Source organism: Shewanella sp. ULN5, from assembly GCF_030731885.1.
GTDB classification, from domain to species: Bacteria; Pseudomonadota; Gammaproteobacteria; order Enterobacterales; family Shewanellaceae; genus Shewanella; species Shewanella holmiensis.
Genome location: NZ_JAPJEE010000001.1, coordinates 70,935 through 89,318, shown reverse-complemented (window position 1 = coordinate 89,318; position 18,384 = coordinate 70,935). Strand labels below are relative to the sequence as shown.

The 18,384-nt window shown below is 39.8% G+C and carries 16 protein-coding genes; 11 read left to right on the top strand and 5 right to left on the bottom strand.

Annotated features, from left to right (window positions below):
- The first annotated feature begins 968 nt into the window (after positions 1-968).
- Positions 969-2,783 (top strand): M1 family metallopeptidase, encoded by a 1,815-nt coding sequence (locus tag ORI98_RS00360; protein ID WP_261299732.1) that lies wholly within the window; start codon positions 969-971, stop codon positions 2,781-2,783.
- A 312-nt stretch (positions 2,784-3,095) separates the two neighbouring features.
- Here ORI98_RS00360 and ORI98_RS00355 read toward each other — a convergent pair whose 3' ends face one another.
- A complete protein-coding gene (locus ORI98_RS00355) occupies positions 3,096-4,601 on the bottom strand; it encodes a peptide MFS transporter (protein ID WP_261299733.1) in 1,506 nt (501 codons plus the stop codon).
- A gap of 607 nt (positions 4,602-5,208) precedes the next feature.
- Here ORI98_RS00355 and ORI98_RS00350 point away from each other — a divergent pair.
- The 5 genes from ORI98_RS00350 to ORI98_RS00330 all read left to right on the top strand — a co-directional run bounded on the left by ORI98_RS00350 (position 5,209) and on the right by ORI98_RS00330 (position 9,261).
- On the top strand, positions 5,209-5,871 hold the full coding sequence (locus tag ORI98_RS00350; RefSeq protein ID WP_306133829.1) for an OmpA family protein: 663 nt from the start codon (positions 5,209-5,211) through the stop codon (positions 5,869-5,871).
- A gap of 24 nt (positions 5,872-5,895) precedes the next feature.
- The gene (locus tag ORI98_RS00345; RefSeq protein WP_306133828.1) at positions 5,896-6,732 is read left to right on the top strand and encodes a mechanosensitive ion channel family protein; all 837 of its coding nucleotides are present in this window, start codon (positions 5,896-5,898) and stop codon (positions 6,730-6,732) included.
- A gap of 337 nt (positions 6,733-7,069) precedes the next feature.
- On the top strand, positions 7,070-7,618 hold the full coding sequence (gene tpx, locus ORI98_RS00340) for a thiol peroxidase (protein WP_371931102.1): 549 nt from the start codon (positions 7,070-7,072) through the stop codon (positions 7,616-7,618).
- A 49-nt stretch (positions 7,619-7,667) separates the two neighbouring features.
- On the top strand, positions 7,668-8,681 hold the full coding sequence (gene ltaE, locus ORI98_RS00335) for a low-specificity L-threonine aldolase (RefSeq protein ID WP_261299765.1): 1,014 nt from the start codon (positions 7,668-7,670) through the stop codon (positions 8,679-8,681).
- 211 nt (positions 8,682-8,892) lie between these two features.
- Positions 8,893-9,261 carry an acyl-CoA thioesterase gene (locus ORI98_RS00330; protein WP_261299737.1) on the top strand — a complete coding sequence of 123 codons (369 nt, stop codon included), beginning with the start codon at positions 8,893-8,895 and terminating at the stop codon, positions 9,259-9,261.
- 49 nt (positions 9,262-9,310) lie between these two features.
- Here the strand turns inward: ORI98_RS00330 and ORI98_RS00325 are convergent, their stop codons facing one another.
- Positions 9,311-9,982: a DUF2461 domain-containing protein gene (locus ORI98_RS00325; protein WP_306133825.1), complete on the bottom strand. Its 672-nt coding sequence runs from the start codon at positions 9,980-9,982 to the stop codon at positions 9,311-9,313.
- Positions 9,983-10,270: 288 nt separating this feature from the next.
- Between ORI98_RS00325 and ORI98_RS00320 the strand changes: the two genes are divergently transcribed.
- Genes ORI98_RS00320 through ORI98_RS00310 form a run of 3 tightly spaced genes read left to right on the top strand, consistent with a single transcriptional unit; the run spans position 10,271 to position 12,623 of the window.
- Complete coding sequence (locus ORI98_RS00320) at positions 10,271-10,702, top strand: RimK/LysX family protein (RefSeq protein WP_306133824.1); 432 nt, start codon at positions 10,271-10,273, stop codon at positions 10,700-10,702.
- 1 nt (position 10,703) lies between these two features.
- Entirely contained in the window at positions 10,704-11,609 is a 906-nt protein-coding gene (rimK, locus tag ORI98_RS00315) for a 30S ribosomal protein S6--L-glutamate ligase (protein WP_306133823.1), read from the top strand.
- On the top strand, positions 11,610-12,623 hold the full coding sequence (locus ORI98_RS00310; RefSeq protein WP_306133822.1) for a succinylglutamate desuccinylase/aspartoacylase family protein: 1,014 nt from the start codon (positions 11,610-11,612) through the stop codon (positions 12,621-12,623).
- A gap of 76 nt (positions 12,624-12,699) precedes the next feature.
- On the opposite strand, the gene ORI98_RS00305 is transcribed toward ORI98_RS00310, so the two are convergent.
- Together ORI98_RS00305 and ORI98_RS00300 are read right to left on the bottom strand one after the other, a co-directional pair.
- On the bottom strand, positions 12,700-14,490 hold the full coding sequence (locus tag ORI98_RS00305; RefSeq protein ID WP_306133821.1) for an acyl-CoA dehydrogenase C-terminal domain-containing protein: 1,791 nt from the start codon (positions 14,488-14,490) through the stop codon (positions 12,700-12,702).
- Positions 14,491-14,699: 209 nt separating this feature from the next.
- Positions 14,700-15,641 (bottom strand): alpha/beta fold hydrolase, encoded by a 942-nt coding sequence (locus tag ORI98_RS00300; protein WP_306133820.1) that lies wholly within the window; start codon positions 15,639-15,641, stop codon positions 14,700-14,702.
- Between the two features lie 250 nt (positions 15,642-15,891).
- Here ORI98_RS00300 and ORI98_RS00295 point away from each other — a divergent pair, with 250 nt between their 5' ends.
- On the top strand, positions 15,892-16,401 hold the full coding sequence (locus ORI98_RS00295) for a DUF1097 domain-containing protein (protein WP_306133818.1): 510 nt from the start codon (positions 15,892-15,894) through the stop codon (positions 16,399-16,401).
- Between the two features lie 346 nt (positions 16,402-16,747).
- Positions 16,748-17,743, top strand: coding sequence for a GGDEF domain-containing protein (locus ORI98_RS00290; protein ID WP_306133817.1), 996 nt, complete (start codon positions 16,748-16,750; stop codon positions 17,741-17,743).
- 116 nt (positions 17,744-17,859) lie between these two features.
- On the opposite strand, the gene ORI98_RS00285 is transcribed toward ORI98_RS00290, so the two are convergent.
- Positions 17,860-18,363: a GNAT family N-acetyltransferase gene (locus ORI98_RS00285; protein ID WP_306133816.1), complete on the bottom strand. Its 504-nt coding sequence runs from the start codon at positions 18,361-18,363 to the stop codon at positions 17,860-17,862.
- Positions 18,364-18,384: the final 21 nt, after the last annotated feature.

Sequence of the window (18,384 nt, the reverse complement as noted above, 5' to 3'; positions counted from 1 at the left end):
GTAAAAACACTATCGAAGGGGAGATGATGATGAACATAACATTTCAACAAAGTAGCTTAAAAAATTCGGTTCATATAATCAGAGTCCGTTTGTTTGAATAAGTTCCGCAGCGCAGTAAAAAAATTCCAAATATCGATATTATTCTCATTCTCCTTTTCTGAGATGCCAAATCACAGGTAAAAAAAAGCAACCTGGTTAAGGTTGCTATCACTGCAATATGCAATTCATTTGATAGGTAAAAACACTATCGAAGGGGAGATGATGATGAACATAACATTTCAACAAAGTAGCTTAAAAAATTCGGTTCATATAGTCAGAGTCACTTTGTTTGAATAAGTTCCGCAGCGCAGTAAAAAAATTCAAAATATCGCTATTATTTTCATTCCCCTTTTCAGAGATGCCAAATCACAGGTAAAAAAAAGCAACCTGGTTAAGGTTGCTATCACTGCAATATGCAATTCATTTGATAGGCATCAACACTATCGAAGGGAGGATGATGATGAACTAAACTTCAATAAAAGTACTGTAAAAATTCGGTTCGTATATTAGGACTTGTGATCTTGGCAAAAGTTCACCAGTTTTCAAATTATTTTAAATAAAGCGATGTACTTGATGTTTATAGGTGGCATTTTGTTCGATAAAACAATTTACGCTGATTGAGCCAATCGCCTAGTTATTTTATTTAACTAGGTTTAACAATGTATCACTCTTTAAGTTGTTTCGTTTGGGACGGCATTATCATGGTATTAGTGATGTTCGCCCAAACAAGATCGTAACGTCTTTTTTGCCGTTTTGGGCTTAAGCCAAGTACAATAATTGTTGCAATAAACCTATAACAGCTAACCATAATAAAATACCGAATTAAAACGGATATTCCCTTACAAACATCACCTTTAAAGATGCTATCTTTAGTGGCAATTAGTCAGATGCTTTTTTATAAAATATAAGCCTAGCGAAAGGATATTAACGTGGCCAAAACAATAGAAACTCAGTGGGATCATCAGCATGATTATCATTCTAGTGCGAATGTTGACTCATTAAAAGTGACTCATTTATCACTCGAGCTTAGAGTCGACTTTGAAGCCAAGCAGTTAATCGGTCACGTACAACTTCAGTTTGAATCAAATAATAATCCCAATAATGTTCAACAACTTATTTTAGATTGCCGTGATTTAACCATTTTCAAGGTAACTGATAAACATGGGGGCGTGCTTGATTTTACTCTTAGCGAGGTTGACGATGTGCTGGGGCAAAAGCTGGTTATTGACATTCATCAATCAATGCGTGAGGTCGTGGTTTATTATGCGACTTCCCCTCAAGCACAAGGTTTGCAATGGTTAACGCCAGAGCAAACACTGGGTAAATTAAAACCTTATTTGTTTAGTCAGTCTCAACCCATTAATGCCCGAAGCTGGATACCGCTGCAAGATACCCCAAAAGCTCGGGTGACTTTTGATGCCGTTATTCATGTAAACAATGGCTTGCGGGCTGTGATGAGTGCATTGAATGACCCGAAAATGCCTGAAAATGGTGTTTTTAACTTCGCTATGGATAAACCTATTCCAACGCATTTACTTGCCTTAGCCGTTGGTGATTTAGCGTTTGAAGCCACTGGGCCTCGAAGCGGTATTTACACTGAACCAGGAATGCTCGCGTGTGCAGTTAAAGAGTTTGAAGATACGGAAGCTATGATTCGTGTTTCAGAGTCGTTATTAGGTCCTTATGCTTGGGGTCGTTACGACATGATAGTGTTGCCGCCCAGTTTTCCATTTGGCGGTATGGAAAACCCTATGTTGGCATTTATGACGCCCACTTTGATCGCTGGAGATAAAAGTCTAGTCTCAACGGTTGCCCATGAACTTGCTCATTCCTGGACTGGTAATTTAGTCAGTAATGCTACCTGGCGTGATTTGTGGCTTAATGAAGGGTTTACGACTTATTTTACTAATCGAATCGTTGAAGCGGTATACGGAAAAGAACAAGCGGATTTAGAATGGGTTAATGAGTACACTCGCTTAGTGTCTGAGATGCATTCATCTGACTTGGCAGAGCAAACTTTGCCCGCCAATGTCCAACGTCAAGATCCAAATTTAGCGTTTAATCGTTTTACTTATGATAAAGCCTCTATGTTTGTGCATGAACTAGAGTGGCGTTTTGGTCGTGAAGCATTTGATGCATTCCTGTTTGACTATGTCAGTCATTTTGCTTTTAAAGCGATTACAACAGAGACATTTATCAGTTATATGCAGCAACACGTCTTGCCTACGTTTTCAGATAAGCTGTCGCTAGATGAACTCAATGAATGGGTTTATGGCCAAGGCTTACCAGAATGGTTTGTTGCTCCAACATCTAATAGCCTAGATAAAGTACACCTTGCATTAGCCGATTTTGAACAGCTTAAATCAGCAAGTTCATTAAATGTGACAGGATGGCGAGTACACCATTGGCAGTATTTTTTAAATCAATTACCGCAAGTTATCACGCAAGAGCAATTACTTGATTTAGATGAATCCTTTAATTTTACCCTCAGCCAAAACTCAGAGATTGCATGTGATTGGTTTAGGGTCGCTATTCGTAATCATTATGATCCTGTGCTAGACGCGTTATCAGGTTTTTTGATGACGGTTGGCCGCGCTAAGTTTGTTAAACCCCTGTATATCGAATTACAAGTTGCAGGATATCACCAAGAGGTGCAACAAATTTATCAGCAAGCTAGGGCAGGCTATCACCCTTCATTACAGGTGCAATTAGATAAGATAATTGTCATAAACTCGGCAGGGTAGTTGTTTGTTTCAATTTCGTTTTGACGGAAGGTAAGTGCATGAGCTTAATATCAAATTCGTGGAATAACGTGACTAGAGCAAGAACCAAGAGTGAGGGGCCGTTATTATTTCGGTTTTCATTTAATTGTTCATTACAGGTGCGCAATAGTTTGGTTTAGTTTGCCCAAGTTTTACGGAAACTCAATAAAACAGCGCACAAACAGTAACTCACTAAGATTGACTCATTGCTTGTAAGTTACAAGCAAAAAAAAACCTCAGACAATATCTGAGGTTTTTTATTGCCTTACATAATGATAAGGCTAAAACATACTATTAACGTTTAATAGCTTCATGTTCGCCTGTTACGCCAATTTCTTCGGTCAATGCCGCTTCTTCAGTGTCATTGTGCCCTTCAGCACCGTGCATCCAATCGACTAACTTGTCAGCCATGAAGTATAAAATGATACCTGAAACTGCCGCAGTGATTGCGATGCCTGCGAAGATTGACATTGCATTCGCAAGTTGATCTTCAACACTGCCGCCATGACCGATTAATGAGCCGACTAAACCACCCACTTTGTTAGCAATCGCAATAAACAGGAACCATGCGCCCATCATTAATGATGCGATACGCAGTGGTGCAAGTTTAGTGACCATAGATAGACCAATTGGAGATAAACAAAGCTCACCCATAGTGTGGAAGAAATACGCACCGACTAACCACCACATGCTTGATTTGATTGAAGCGTCACCGTCCATCTGTAAAACAGCACCAATCATAAATAAGAAACCAATGCCAAGTAACACTAGACCAAGGGCAAACTTAACGGGTGAGTTGGGTTCGTTTTTACCTAAACGTATCCAAATTGATGCTATAACTGGAGCAAAAACAACAATAAAAATAGCATTAAGTGATTGGAAGTAAGTCGTCGGAACTTCCCAGCTACCAATCATACGGTCGGTAAAGTTATTGGTGAATAGGTTCATTAAGCCACCGGCTTGTTCGAAACCAGCCCAGAAAATGATGGTAAATAAACCCATTACCATGATCACTTTAATACGATCACGTTCAATTTTAGTTAAAGGCTCACTACGCACTTGACCTTTTTGGGCATTTTTCTCTCTTTCAAGTTTTGCCGCAGGGACTGTACCAATATCACCCAATAATCTTTGGGCAAAGATGAACTGAATAATTAAAGAGGCAATCATACCTACACCAGCACAGAAGAAACCTGCCTGCCAGTTGTTTACAAATACTTCCTGACCTTCAATGACTGTGCTGTGACCAAAAGAGGTATAAGCCCAAGCTACGATAAAGCCAGATAACGCCGCACCCACGTTGATACCCATATAGAAAATAGTGAATGCACCGTCACGACGGTGATCGCCTTCTTCGTATAAGTCACCAACCATGGTAGAAATATTGGGTTTGAATAAACCGTTACCAAAAATTAGAGTACCTAAACCAATATAGAATAACGTGGTCTCTAAACCTGGGAACCAGCTATGTGGGGCCGCAAGGGTAAATTGTCCGATAGCCATTAATGCGCCACCGATATAAATAGCTTTTCGCTGACCTAGATATGTATCAGCTAACCAACCACCGATAAGTGGTGTTAAGTAAACAAGACCAGTAAACGTACCATATAAAGAAAGCGCTTCGGCTTGTGTCCAACCTAAGCCACTGCCCCCTTCAGATTGTACTTTATCAACCAAATAAAGTACTAAAATAGCGCGCATTGCGTAGTAACTGAATCGTTCCCACAATTCTGTTGTAAAGAGTAGGAACAATCCCTTTGGATGCCCAAGCATCGTTCCTGGTGCTTTTACTTCACTCATTAAGTTTTCCACCTTAAAGCTTGTGATTGGCTGTGACGCAAGTTGCATCACAGAATAGTTGTTTGCAAAGTTAACCTGAGTATCACAAAGACAGCACAATTCAAGAAAATGAAGTGCAACTTAACCAGGAAATCTTGGCTTATTTATTGTTCATTTTTATAATAAATAGTGTTTATTCGATGCTTAATTTGTTTAAAACATCAAAAAACCCACCTTATATACCCTTTTAAGACCGCTAAAGTCAATGTTTGTGCGGGTATGGGGTGTATATTAAGGGTTGCAAAAATGTTAACGCCGCTCTGTGTTTTATCTCTAGCTAAAACGTTTTTTGAAAGTCATTGAGGTTATTCCTACTGGTAGCCATTATTGCGTCATAATCAAGTTTGCCAACAGTTGGTCGATAAAGAGTGGCTTTATCAAAAAAATTTAGATGACGTTATTTTAAGCAAGTAAAGGGTGGTTTTTAACTTGTTTACAGCAATTAAGTGTTACGTGATTGCAAAAATGTAACTAAAAGTTAGAATGTGTAGAAATTACAGTGCTGCAAAATAATGATTATCCAGAATATGTTGCCTAACCGCATCGAGACAACATGATTGAGGACAATATGCGCTTATTATTAAATGCAATATCGCTATCTATTATTTTGCTGAGCACTGCAGCTTCGGCCTGGATAGATACTGATATGGATGGCGTGCCAGATAAAAAAGACGCTTGTGCTGGTACCGCAAAAGGCACAGTGGTTATGGCGAATGGTTGCCAAGACCCAAGCAATATTGCCATTGAAGAAATTGAAGAAATTGAACAAGAGTTTGACCTTGAGTCCCCGGTTGAAATATCGGCTATTGAAGAGCCACCATTAACCCCACAAGAGTTGGTTAATAGATGTGAACAGCAAACAGGCCTCAATGACATCTCAGCGTGTTTACAACAAGCAATACAACCTGTGTATTTTGAATTTGCTAAAGCGGATGTACTATTATCGCAGCGTCCATTTTTAGACAGTATTCATCGATTAACTGATAAAAATGATAATGTGCAGTTGATGTTAGTTGGTCATGCCGACCTACTGGGCACTGATGAATTAAATCAAGCGCTGTCACTTGCTCGAGCAAACAGTGTAAAACAAGTGTTAGTGACCGATTATCATTTTAATCCTGACAACATTTCTGTAAAAGGAATGAGTAACAAACAGCCTGCTGCAGATAACGCCACAGTAGAAGGGCGTCAACGTAATCGGCGAGTAGAATTTATCATTTCGGCAGAATAACCTGCCATTTAAGGGAGTAAAACAATGGAAAACCTTGAAGGTTTAGAAGGGTTAATGCAACAAGCACCTGAGTTTATTATGGCTTATGGTCTTAAAGCATTAGCGGCTTTGGTGATATTTATTATTGGTAAATATTTTGCTGGTGTTGCAAAACGTCTAACTGACAAAGTATTAAGCAGTCGTAAAGTTGATCAAACCGTAGTGTCATTTGTGGCTAATTTAGCGTGGGCAATTGTTTTTGTCTTCACTATCATTGCTACATTGGGTCAGATTGGCGTTCAAACTGCATCGCTTGTTGCCGTGATCGGTGCCGCTGGTCTTGCTGTTGGTTTAGCATTACAAGGCTCATTATCTAACTTCGCTTCTGGTGTGTTGATGGTGTTATTCCGTCCATGTCGTGTAGGCGATTTTGTTGAAGCTGCAGGTGTTGCAGGTGTTGTTGATGAAATTACTATTTTCTCAACTAAGCTACGTACTGGTGATAACAAGCTTATCATCGCACCGAACTCAGCCATTATGAATGGGACTATCACGAATTATTCAGCGCTTGAAAAGCGTCGTATCGATTTGGTGATTGGTGTTAGCTATGCGTCTGATATTGCTAAAACTAAGAAAGTGATTGCAGAAGTATTAGATAACAATGCATTTGTTTTAAAAGATCCTGGTTATACCATTGGTCTAGCTGAATTAGCCGATTCTTCTATTAACTTTGTGGTTCGCCCATGGGTAAGTACGGGTGATTACTGGCCGGCACGTTTTGAAGTTTTAGAGCAAATCAAAAATGCACTTGATGCTGCTGACATTGAAATTCCATTTCCACAAATGGATTTGCATGTAAAAGAGTTAGCTGCAACTAAGTAACCTAAACTCTGGATAACAACTTGCTTTCTAGAGGCTATTTTTACTGATAACAGTGTTAAATTTATTTGCAATAGGCCAGCTATTGACGCACAAATTTGCCTTGTTTTAAGAAAAAATATCTCTCTAGAATACATGGGTTAGATATATGTTATTTAATTTCATATGTATAGCTAATCTCTTATCCAGAGTTCAGGTTAAGTAATCAATTTATCGATTGAGTACGTATCAAAAAACCAGCCAACGGCTGGTTTTTTTAATGAATTTTTAAACGCATTTATTGGAGCTTACAATGACACTTAAACACGCACTTTTTAATTTAGCTTTTACGTTAGCATTAATGACTACGCCGTTATTGATAACGTCGGCGATAAGCGCAGAAGTCACTATAGGTGGCCATTCTGTGACATTAAAAGGCAAATTACCGCTCAATAACACCACAGCACCAGAATTTAAAGTTGTCGACGATAAGTTTAATCCGGTACACCTAAGTGACTTCAAAGGTAAAACGGTATTAATCAGCGCAGTACCGAGTCTAGACACAGGTGTTTGTGCGCTGCAAACGAAACGTTTTAATAATGAGTTTGCCCATTTTAATGCTGATGTGGTGATGTTGACGATTAGTACCGATTTACCTTTTGCACAAAAACGTTTTTGCCAAACAGAAAGTGTCGATAAAATTAAAGTGTTATCTGATTCAGTTTGGCGCAACTTTGCAGAGCAATATGGCTTATTAATTGAAGATCGTGGTTTGTTAGCCCGTGCGATATTTATCATAGATGACGAGGGGAAATTGCAGTATCAAGAACTGGTTAAAGAGGTGAGCCAGCATCCTAACTACGACGCGGCGCTTTCAGCCTTGACAAAAATTGCTGCAGTAAAATCTTAATCCGTTACACTGTCGACTATGGATTGAGATTAAATAGATAATAGAAATAATGATTGATTTTAGAAGCGATACTGTTACTCAGCCGACAGCGGCAATGCGCCGCGCCATGGCAGAGGCTCCTGTTGGTGATGATGTTTATGGCGATGATCCTACCGTTAATCACTTACAGGATATGGCCGCTGAAATGTTCGGTTTTGATGGCGCATTGTTTGTCAGCTCTGGCACACAAGCTAACTTATTAGCATTGATGTCGCATTGTGATCGAGGCGACGAGTATTTATGTGGGCAACAAGCGCATAATTATAAATTTGAAGGCGGCGGAGCTGCGGTATTAGGCAGTATTCAACCTCAGCCGCTCAATAATCAGCTAGATGGCAGTATTTTATTAGCTGACGTTGAAGCCGCCATTAAACCCGACGATATACATTTTGCCCGCACTCGTTTACTCAGCCTTGAAAATACTATTGGCGGCAAAGTTTTACCTCAAGAGTATTTATCACAGGCGCAGGCTTTAGCGTTTAACCGCGGGCTAAAAATCCATTTGGATGGTGCCCGAGTTGCAAATGCTGCAGTCGCTCAAAATATCGATATTGCCGACATTACCCAGTATTTTGATTCAGTTTCAATATGCTTATCTAAAGGCTTATGTGCCCCAATAGGTTCTATTTTGTTAGGGGATGAACGATTAATTGCTAAGGCCACTCGATGGCGAAAAATGTTAGGTGGTGGTATGCGCCAAGCAGGTATTATTGCCGCCGCAGCTAAATTAGCATTAACGGAGCAGGTAGACCGCTTAGCTGAAGATCATCACCATGCAAAACTGCTTGCTGAAGCCTTATACCAATTTGACGAATTTGAAGTAGACATTAAAGCGGTACAAACCAATATGGTTTTTGCACGTCTGTCTAGTCACATCGATCCTCATTATTTATCACAGGCATTACTGCAAAAAGGCATTAAGATTAGCCCTAGTCAGCAACTGCGCCTTGTGACCCATGCGGATATTACCAGCGAAGATATTACGGCTTTCTTAGCATCCTTAAAGCAGGTGTTATCGGCTTAACTTAGAGAGTGCTTATCTGAAACCCCATGAAATATTTAACGCCATTTATGACATGAATGGCGTTAAATAGTGCAAATGTAATTCCGTTATGGGGCAATTTTTATTATTCAAACCTTTAAGTGTTTGATTAATAATTTAACTACAATTGGCTTAATCATTGCTACCTCTTTAGTAATACACGTGTTTGTTGTAAACAACTAAAGGGGTTTATATGAAATATCTTAGCCGTCATCTTATTTTACCAATTCATCTAAATAACAGTCAGGCGCTTTGCTGTGGACAGCTACTGAGTTGGATTAATGAACAAGCGACAATTTTTGCCAGTTGTCAGATGAAGAGTCAGTGTCATGTCGCCAAACTTATTTCTGAAATCAATTTTATGACACCTGCAGTAGCGGGCGATATGCTTGAATTTGGTTTTGAATGTGTAAGTTTAGGGCAAAGTTCAGTTACCATTCGTTGCAAGGTGCGTAATAAAGTGACTCAATCGCCTATCGCGAGTATTGATAAAATGGTGTTTGTAAACATAAATGCCAATGGCTTGCCTATTCCTCATGGAATGCGAGCCAATGCAGCTTAAAAACAGTATAGATAGGTAAGTCATGCGCGTAACTGACTTGCCGATGCTTTTAGTAATCTAATTCAAGGGCAAAACACAAATAGGCCATCAGACTGGTCGTTTGTTGTAATTCCTTTTGGCAGTATTCTACAAAATCTGCCTGGCAAGCCTGTTTTTGCGAAATAGGTTTTATGGCGATAAAGTCTTTTCGTTTGAGTTCATCAACTAAAGGATGATTTTTAGCAAACCCTCTTGGCGGTCTTATTAGTTGATCCCCTTCCATGTTAAAACCAGCTTTATTTAATCCCTGTATGGTCTTTTGATAGCCATTGGGGTTTTCATCTATGCATTGTCTTATTGCATTGAGACTTTTTGATTCCGGATGCCATATACCTGCAGCGATAAAGCATTCATCGTTTGCCAGGTGAATATAAAAGCCAGGAGCGTGAACATCTTTCCCTTGAAAATGCCTAAATTGGATACCCACGTTGGTTTTGTAGGGCGTTTTGTTGTGACTGAATCGACTATCTCGTTGAGGGCGCATTAAGCTGCCACCGACTTTTTTGGCCACAGCAGTAAAGCGCGGTGAAAGGGCCGATACAGGTCCTTGCATGGCTTCAATAAACTGCAGAGCTGGGCCACGGACGAGCGCTTCATAACGGGGTTGGTTTTGTTTAAACCAATCGCGGTCATTATTTTGAGAGAGTTCCGTTAAAAAACCAAAAGTTTGTGGACTGAACATTGGCATGGCCCCGTATTTAATTCTTTTAATATTAACTGGTTAGTAGTAGTGTGATTGTGAAGATTTATTTAACAATTTATGCTAATTACCTTAACGTGAAAATAGATTTTAAAAAAATATATTTTATTGAAGATGCAGTGTATATTGCGCCGAAATTAGCTGAGACACGCTATGCTTAACAGCTGAGTTAATAAACAGTTATTTTGTTAAATGAGCCATTAATTTATTTGGCTATAATTATTTTCAAAAAGGTAAGACTTTATTTCCTATTAATCTTAAGGACTGACCATGACACAACAAACCCTCGATATAGTGGGCTGGAGAGAATGGGGCACGTTTCCTGAAATTGGCAATGAAAAAGTCAAAATTAAGGTGGATACAGGAGCTAAGACCTCTTGTTTACATGCTTTTAAAATTAAACCGTTCCAAAAAGAAAATGAAAACTGGGTGCGTGTATGGTTGCATCCTGAACAAGAATCTGAACGTGAAGTTATCTGTGAATTCCCCATTTTTGATCGCCGTAATGTTAGCGATTCTGGTGGACACGTGACTAAACGGTATGTAATTAAAACACCAATCATTATCGGTAGAAAGCAGTTCGATATTGAACTGACCTTAACCAATAGAGATAACATGAAATTTCGTATGTTGTTAGGTCGCAGAGCACTGGAAGGACGATTTTTGGTGGATTCAGCAGCATCTTATATCACTGGAGAGTAGAATGCACATTGCAATTATGTCACGGAATAAGAATCTTTATTCCACCAATCGTTTAAAAGAAGCCGCTGAAGCTCGTGGGCATGAAGTTAAAGTTATCGACCCATTAAAGTGTTATATGAACATCAACATGACCTCTCCAAGCATCCACATGAAAGGCGAAGATCTGCCTAAGTTTGATGCCGTCATTCCACGTATTGGTGCATCAGTAACCTTTTACGGAACAGCAGTATTACGTCAGTTCGAAATGATGGGAGTTCACCCATTAAATGAGTCGGTAGCGATTACCCGTTCACGTGACAAGTTGCGTTCATTACAGTTACTCTCTCGTAAAAATATTGGCTTGCCTGTGACTGGTTTTGCAAACAAACCTGCGGATATACCAGACTTATTAGACATGGTTGGTGGCGCACCGTGTGTGATTAAGTTACTTGAAGGTACTCAAGGTATTGGTGTTGTACTTGCCGAGACGCGTAAAGCGGCTGAATCTGTTATTGAAGCTTTTATGGGCCTTAAAGCCAATATTATGGTGCAGGAATATATCGCTGAAGCGGGTGGGGCTGACATTCGCTGTTTCGTGATTGGCGATAAAGTGATCGCGGCGATGAGGCGTCAAGCATTGCCAGGTGAATTCCGTTCTAACTTACACCGCGGCGGTTCTGCTACCATAGTTAAGTTAACACCTGAAGAGCGCTCAACCGCGCTTCGCGCAGCTAAGACCATGGGTCTTAACGTTGCTGGTGTGGATATTTTACGCTCTAAACATGGTCCATTAGTCATGGAAGTGAACTCATCACCAGGTCTTGAAGGCATTGAAAAAGCTACCGGTATTGATGTAGCCGATAAAATTATTCAATTTATTGAAAAGAATTCTAAAAAAAGCAGCTCTAAAACCAAAGGAACGGGCTAAATGGTCAAAAAACGCGAAGCTTTCACTCTAGGTGAAGTGAGCGTTAAAGCTGGCACGCAACAAAGCGTAAAACTACCTGCGGCAAGGCTTTATAACGACACACCTATGGAGTTGCATGTTGAAGTTTTCCATGGGCTAAAAGCCGGGCCGACTTTATTAGTGTGCGCCGCTATTCATGGTGACGAACTTAATGGTATTGAAATTTGCCGACGTTTGCTCAGCAAAATAAATGCTAAATCGTTAACCGGCACCATACTTGTTGTGCCTATTGTTAACGTGTTTGGTTTTATTCAGCAATCAAGATATTTACCGGATCGTCGCGATTTAAACCGTTGTTTTCCTGGTTCTTCAAAAGGGGCTTTGGCGAGTCGTTTAGCTCATCTGGTTTCGCATCAGTTAGTTGATCGTGCAACCCATATTATCGATTTACATACTGGGGCGGTTCACCGTGATAATTTGCCTCAGATCCGTTGTGATACCGATGATGAAGTAATGTTTGGCATGGCAAATGCCTTCGGTGCACCTGTGATTATGACGTCTAAAAATGTCGTAGGCTCTATGCGAGGTTATGCCAATAGCAAAGGGATTCCGTGTATTTTGTATGAAGCTGGTGAAGCATTACGCTTTAGCGAAATGTCGATAAAATCAGGTCTTAATGGTGTGATGAATGTGATGCGCCATTTAGAAATGGTCAAAGGTCGTATTCGTATTAAAGGCAATAGTGTTAACGCTAGCCGCAGTTATTGGGTTCGCAGTGAGGCTGATGGTTTGATTAACATTAAGCTTAAGCTAGGTGAGAGGGTTAATAAAGGTAATATCTTAGCTTATATTGTTAACCCACACGGCGGTGAAACTATCGCACTACGCGCGCCAACAGACGGTATTATTATCGGTAATAGTAATATTCCTGTCACTAATGAAGGTGAAGCTTTATTCCATATTGCCCAATTTGAGGGTGATGAGATTGAGATCGTTAATGATAGCCTAGACGATTTCATGGCTGAATACGCATAATTATGTTTGTCAGTTAAAATGCCGCTGAATTCAGCGGCATTTTTGTTTTATCAACCTTCGGTTTGTTAACTAAGGCTTAAAAGTCTGATTCTTCGAATGCAACAATATACTCACTACTGGTTTCTATTTGTTTGCGTAAACTGCGGGTTTGGCTAACCCAGTAACTCATATAAAAGGTACCCGTTTTTAGTTTTGCTTGATAGAAGCTGACTTCATCTGTGCCTTTTTCAAGCGCCGCTAATGAGGTTGCGGCAATACGTGCCCACATCCAAGCTAATGCACTGATACCAAATAACTGCATATAAGCCATAGAAGCGGCCCCTACGATATCGGGGTTAGTCGCAGCGTGTTTGGCAATGTAACCTGTTGCGCGCTCAAGATCGCCTGCGGCGTCCATCAACCCAGCAATAAAAGGCTGCATTTGTTCATTAGCTGAGTGTTGGCCAATAAATTGCTTCACCATTTCGGACCATACTTGTAAGGTTGCACCTTTATCGGCCAGTAATTTACGACCCACTAAATCCAGTGCTTGTACACCGTTTGTACCTTCATAAATCATCGCAATACGAATATCACGAACAAATTGCTCCATACCCCATTCATTGATATAACCATGACCGCCGTATACTTGCTGGGCATCCACGCATGCTTTAAAGCCTTGGTCAGTAACAAATCCTTTCACAATAGGCGTAAACAATGCGGCTAATGCTGAAGCCTGTTTTGCTTTAACGGGGTCCGCTTCACGTTCTGCTTGGTCTAGCCACAAAGCTTGTTGCCCCATCAATGCGCGAGTGCCTTCATTAAATGATTTTTGCGACAGTAACATGCGGCGAACATCGCCGTGAACCAAAATTGAATCCGCAGCTTTTTCGGCTTGTTTTACGCCACTTAGTGCACGGCCTTGAATACGATCTTTGGCGTAAACTAATGCATTTTGGTAGGCAATCTCTGATACCCCTAAACCTTGAATCCCCACGCCTAAACGAGCCTGATTCATCATAGTGAACATTGCGCGTAAACCTTGGTGAGGTGCGCCGACAAGCTCACCGACGGCATTGTCAAATAACATCACACAGGTGGAGTTTCCGTGAATCCCCATTTTATGCTCAAGACCTGTCGCCGCTAGGGTATTCGCTTTGCCAAGGCTACCATCGGCATTGACTAAAAACTTAGGCACTGCAAACAGTGAAATGCCTTTTACGCCTTCAGGGGCATCAGGCAGACGTGCTAATACAAGGTGGATGATATTTTCCGCAAGGTCATGGTCGCCAGAAGAAATAAAGATTTTTTCACCGCTAATCGCAAATGTATCGTCACCTAAAGGTTTGGCTTTTGTGCGTAATAGGGCTAAATCGGTACCCGCATGGGACTCTGTTAGGTTCATGGTGCCAGTCCATTCACCACTCACTAGTTTAGCGAGATATTTTTGTTTTAGCGCATCACTACCATGCACATGAATGGCTGAATAAGCACCATGTGTTAGCCCTGGATACATAGCAAATGCCATATTAGTCGCAGTTTTCATTTCAGTGGCAAAGGTACCCACGACTTCAGGTAAGCCTTGCCCGCCATATTCTGGGTCACAGGTTAATGTTGCCCAGCCATTCTCAACATATTGTTTATAAGCATCTTTAAAGCCATCAGGAGTAATAACTTTACCATCAACTAATTTACAGCCCTGATGGTCGCCGACGCTATTTAAGGGCAGCATAATATCGGTCGTAAAATCGGCAACGCCTTGCAAGATGGCATCAACGAGCTCGGGATCGACTTCTTCAAATCCAGCTAATTCTTGATATTGATAAATGTTCAGTAGTTCAGAAAGAATGAATTGATAATCACGGATAGGTGCTTGATAAATAGGCATAAGAGGTCGTTCCTTGTTGATGCTTGTTATTGAACAATTTATCTCGCGGTATTTTCATCTGTAGGGACGAGGTACGCGATTCATTGTGCATTATGGTTATCTTTTCTACATTAACGTAATTTGAGTAAAAACTCAGTATTTTTATTGGATAAAAACTCAGCAATTTACCTGCTATTTTTACTCATAAAGCCAAGATGTTTTAGATTCTTTTATTGTTCTGCATCGGCGGGCGGAATTATTTTATGTTGTCGCCAAAAATTCACGCAATGCACTAAAACGGCATGCGGATTTTCTATTTGAGGGTAATGCCCTGTTTCAAGTAATGCGATTGTGTCAGCCTGTTCAATAAGTTGTTCGAATCGCATCAGTGTGTCTTGGCCTGAAACCGGGTCACAAATACCATTAATTAACCTGAGTGGTTGTGGGTATTGCTGTAATGCATTTACCCAGCGATGACGATGTACTTGGCGCTCACGAATATATTGAATGACTTTGTGAATAACATCCACACCCTGATTATGTTGGATAAGTTGCCAATGAATCGCAAGATCTGCCACTGGCACTTTTTGATAGCAAATGTGATTAAAGTTGGCGATAAACTTTTTGAATGAGAAAAATTTGGCCACTAAAAAACCAACAGGACTAAGCAATATTTTTTGGGTAAGAATAGGGCGGGTGGTTTCAGGAAATAAACCGCCATTAAGTAAAATAGTACTTTTTATATCAAAGTCGTCATTATCGTTAGGTTGGCCATGGCGAGCCAAAAGTTCCTGAGCAACGGTATCACCATAATCATGTGCCAATATATGAAATTCTTTAATTCCCTGATGCTTCAATACATCTTCAATTATGTCAGCTTGTAAACTAAATGTGTATGTTGCATTGCTGGGTTTATCAGATAACCCATAGCCGAGTAAATCTAGCGTGATTAAATGAAAATGCTGAGCTAATGTTAGCCACAGTGGTTTCCAGTCGTAGCAACTTGTGGGGAATCCGTGAATCAACAACAAGCAAGGTTTGTTGCTTTTGACATGGTTAATGTATACCTGACGAGTAATGCCATCATGGAGGTATTGATGAAAGAAACCACTTTGGTGCCATGGCGTCGGCCATATTTGAGAACAAGCATCATTTGAATGGTTGATAAGCATAGCTTCCTTTTTTGCTTCATTATCTGAATAGGCAAATCAAAATAGATATTAGAACATTTATGCCGCAATTATTATTTGTTTTTCTCATTCTACAGGGTAATCAAATCACCTTAGTGTGACCATTATGTTTTAGTTTACGGATAGTTTTGCGAGCAAGATCCCTTTTTAATGTTAAACATACTGTTTTTTCAATCGATCGTGTTAAATTAAGAATTATCAGTTTTAAAAATAAGTCAATCTAGGGGTGTTTATGCAACATCGATTTCAAATTGCGATATCAGCAGGTCTGTTAGCCGCATTATGGGCTGGAGTCGCTGATGTATTTCAGTTAGTTACTTGGATTGGATTTCTAGGCTGCAGTACTTTTTTTGCCCAAACTGAAAATGGTTTTAAAGGCATGCTGATGGCAATGACCACTAACTTATCTGGTGTGTTTTGGGGGTGGCTAATTATTGCCGGCAGTACTTTTTTGGGTTCACCGATTATCAGTTATGCGATAACAGGTATTGTGACTTCAATTATGTGTTTACAAGCTAGCCATAAACGACTTGCCTTTATTCCCGGTGCTTTTATTGGTTGTTGCATTACTTTTGCGATGAACGCTGATATTGCAGCGATAGTGCCTCCATTAGTTATTGGTGCCTTGCTGGGTTACAGTATGAGCTTGCTAACGGAGCAGTTGATTACATTGACAAAAAACAGACAAAACCTTTCGTCTCAGGTGACCAGTGTCAGTGACAATGCAGCAGAAGAGCGGTAGTCATAGCAAGCGTAATAAATACAGTCAAACCTTAATTTGGCTGCATTTTACTCGGTAATAAAATGGTAATTTTTAGCATTGAGGTTAGCTAGCGTATAAATCGATTTAATACTCATTCAATTCCTATCGCTTTCCTTGTTCAAAATGAACGATTAAAACCGCTTTCATACTTTTGTTTTCTCAAAATTTTTACGTACTGTTGTTTTTTAAGGCGTTCTCTAGGTTGCAGCGAGCCAAGAATTTTCGTCTATACTCTAAAAAATAACTTGCTTTAGGCGCTAGCTGTTTTGGTGACCTTAAGATGATGTTGCATAAATCATCTAATAAAAATTATAAAGGATGCTTTATGAAGTATATTAATGCACTTCAAGACTCTACAAAGCTACCTCGAAATGCGTCAATTGCGTTTCATATTGCCGCAATAATCACGTTTCTTGTTTATGGTTTGTATCGGTTACTCCATGATGATGTGTACTTGTTTTTGCTCTTTTTGTCAGCAATACTTCCTTTGTCTATATCTCTTTTATTAGAAATTAAACACCTTGGAAAAGTGCAGCATAAGCAGTTCACTTTAATCGTAGTTTGTATGGCCATTGCCATTTCAAGCTATTACTTAGGTTATAAATCGCTAATCTATGTATTTCCAACCATCTTTATTTTTTTCTTTATTTTTAATCTGCAACATGCGTCTATTCTGAGTAGCTTTTATGCATTAATCTGCTTAGTTACGGCACTTAAAATTGAAAGCTTTGCCTTAGTTTGGCGCTTTGGCGTGGCAACTTTCGACTGTATTATTTTTGCGGCTATATTTGCTTATATCATTGCAAAACAAAAGGCAGCGCTTATATATTTGGCAACCACAGATGAACTCACGGGCGCATTGAATCGAAAAAACTTAGCCGCTAGTTTAAGTCTCAGTATTGAATCGTTTCGGCATACCGGTACAGATTCTAGTCTGTTGTTAATCGACATAGACCATTTTAAAACGGTCAATGACACCTATGGTCATTTAGTGGGTGATAAACTATTAACGCAGTTCAGTGAAGTGATAAAGCAATTGCTACCAGCAGAAGCTAAACTGTTTCGTTTTGGTGGCGAAGAATTTTTAGTTCAATATGAAAATTGTGGTTTGGAAAAAGCCCTTGATACGGCGCACAAATTAAAGCATGCGGTTAATCAAACTCGTTTTGATGGTGTACCTGTGAATGTGTCCTGCAGCATAGGGGTGGCTGAATTGCGTATTAATGATTCGTTAGAGGAATGGTTAAAGCAAAGTGATATTGCACTTTATGCGGCGAAAAAATCAGGGCGAAATCGCGTGGTGTCGCGACTGGATAAATAGCGTTAAGCAATCAGATTTGAGGTAGTTTGTCAGCGATTAAAGCAATGCAACAGTACTTTTTAAAATATTCTATGTCATTGTATTAAAGTAAAAAATATAAGTTTATTTCAACAAATCTAAGTCAGGTCAATGATGAATCTTTTGACTACTTGCGAACCGCTTTGTATTGCAGAGTCGAAAACTCCACCATTAGAAACAATTGCCCGTTCGGAGGCTAAATTATCTTCATAACAATGAATATGTAGTGGATTGTTACCCATTGAATGGAGCTTCTCAATCGAGCGCTTCATTAACAGAATACCTAAGCCTGTGCCTCTTTTCGATGGTCGAATACTTAAACCAATATGACCGCCACAATGCTTAATTTGATCGTTCAAATAATGCCGTAAATTAGTCACGCCCACGATTTCATTGTGATGAATTAGCCAGAATGTACTGCTAGGTACATAGCCATTGGGCAGGTTTATGCCTTGTGAAAAATCTTTGACTTTAGTTAAATAGGTATCGAAATCTTGATAGTCAAAATCTAATACGAATGGATACCGTTCCTCATTACCCAATTCATTGATATAACTATGATAACTGTACTGATATTCAATGCTAGGTAATACTAAATTCATATCGATATGATGCTCTAAACA

Coding starts and splice junctions, on each gene's coding strand:
- ORI98_RS00355 (WP_261299733.1), bottom strand. CDS start 4,601: ATGAGTGAAGTAAAAGCACCAGGAACGATGCTTGGGCATCCAAAGGGA.
- ORI98_RS00350 (WP_306133829.1), top strand. CDS start 5,209: ATGCGCTTATTATTAAATGCAATATCGCTATCTATTATTTTGCTGAGC.
- ORI98_RS00345 (WP_306133828.1), top strand. CDS start 5,896: ATGGAAAACCTTGAAGGTTTAGAAGGGTTAATGCAACAAGCACCTGAG.
- tpx (WP_371931102.1), top strand. CDS start 7,070: ATGACTACGCCGTTATTGATAACGTCGGCGATAAGCGCAGAAGTCACT.
- ltaE (WP_261299765.1), top strand. CDS start 7,668: ATGATTGATTTTAGAAGCGATACTGTTACTCAGCCGACAGCGGCAATG.
- ORI98_RS00330 (WP_261299737.1), top strand. CDS start 8,893: ATGAAATATCTTAGCCGTCATCTTATTTTACCAATTCATCTAAATAAC.
- ORI98_RS00325 (WP_306133825.1), bottom strand. CDS start 9,982: ATGTTCAGTCCACAAACTTTTGGTTTTTTAACGGAACTCTCTCAAAAT.
- ORI98_RS00320 (WP_306133824.1), top strand. CDS start 10,271: ATGACACAACAAACCCTCGATATAGTGGGCTGGAGAGAATGGGGCACG.
- rimK (WP_306133823.1), top strand. CDS start 10,704: ATGCACATTGCAATTATGTCACGGAATAAGAATCTTTATTCCACCAAT.
- ORI98_RS00310 (WP_306133822.1), top strand. CDS start 11,610: ATGGTCAAAAAACGCGAAGCTTTCACTCTAGGTGAAGTGAGCGTTAAA.
- ORI98_RS00305 (WP_306133821.1), bottom strand. CDS start 14,490: ATGCCTATTTATCAAGCACCTATCCGTGATTATCAATTCATTCTTTCT.
- ORI98_RS00300 (WP_306133820.1), bottom strand. CDS start 15,641: ATGCTTATCAACCATTCAAATGATGCTTGTTCTCAAATATGGCCGACG.
- ORI98_RS00295 (WP_306133818.1), top strand. CDS start 15,892: ATGCAACATCGATTTCAAATTGCGATATCAGCAGGTCTGTTAGCCGCA.
- ORI98_RS00290 (WP_306133817.1), top strand. CDS start 16,748: ATGAAGTATATTAATGCACTTCAAGACTCTACAAAGCTACCTCGAAAT.
- ORI98_RS00285 (WP_306133816.1), bottom strand. CDS start 18,363: ATGAATTTAGTATTACCTAGCATTGAATATCAGTACAGTTATCATAGT.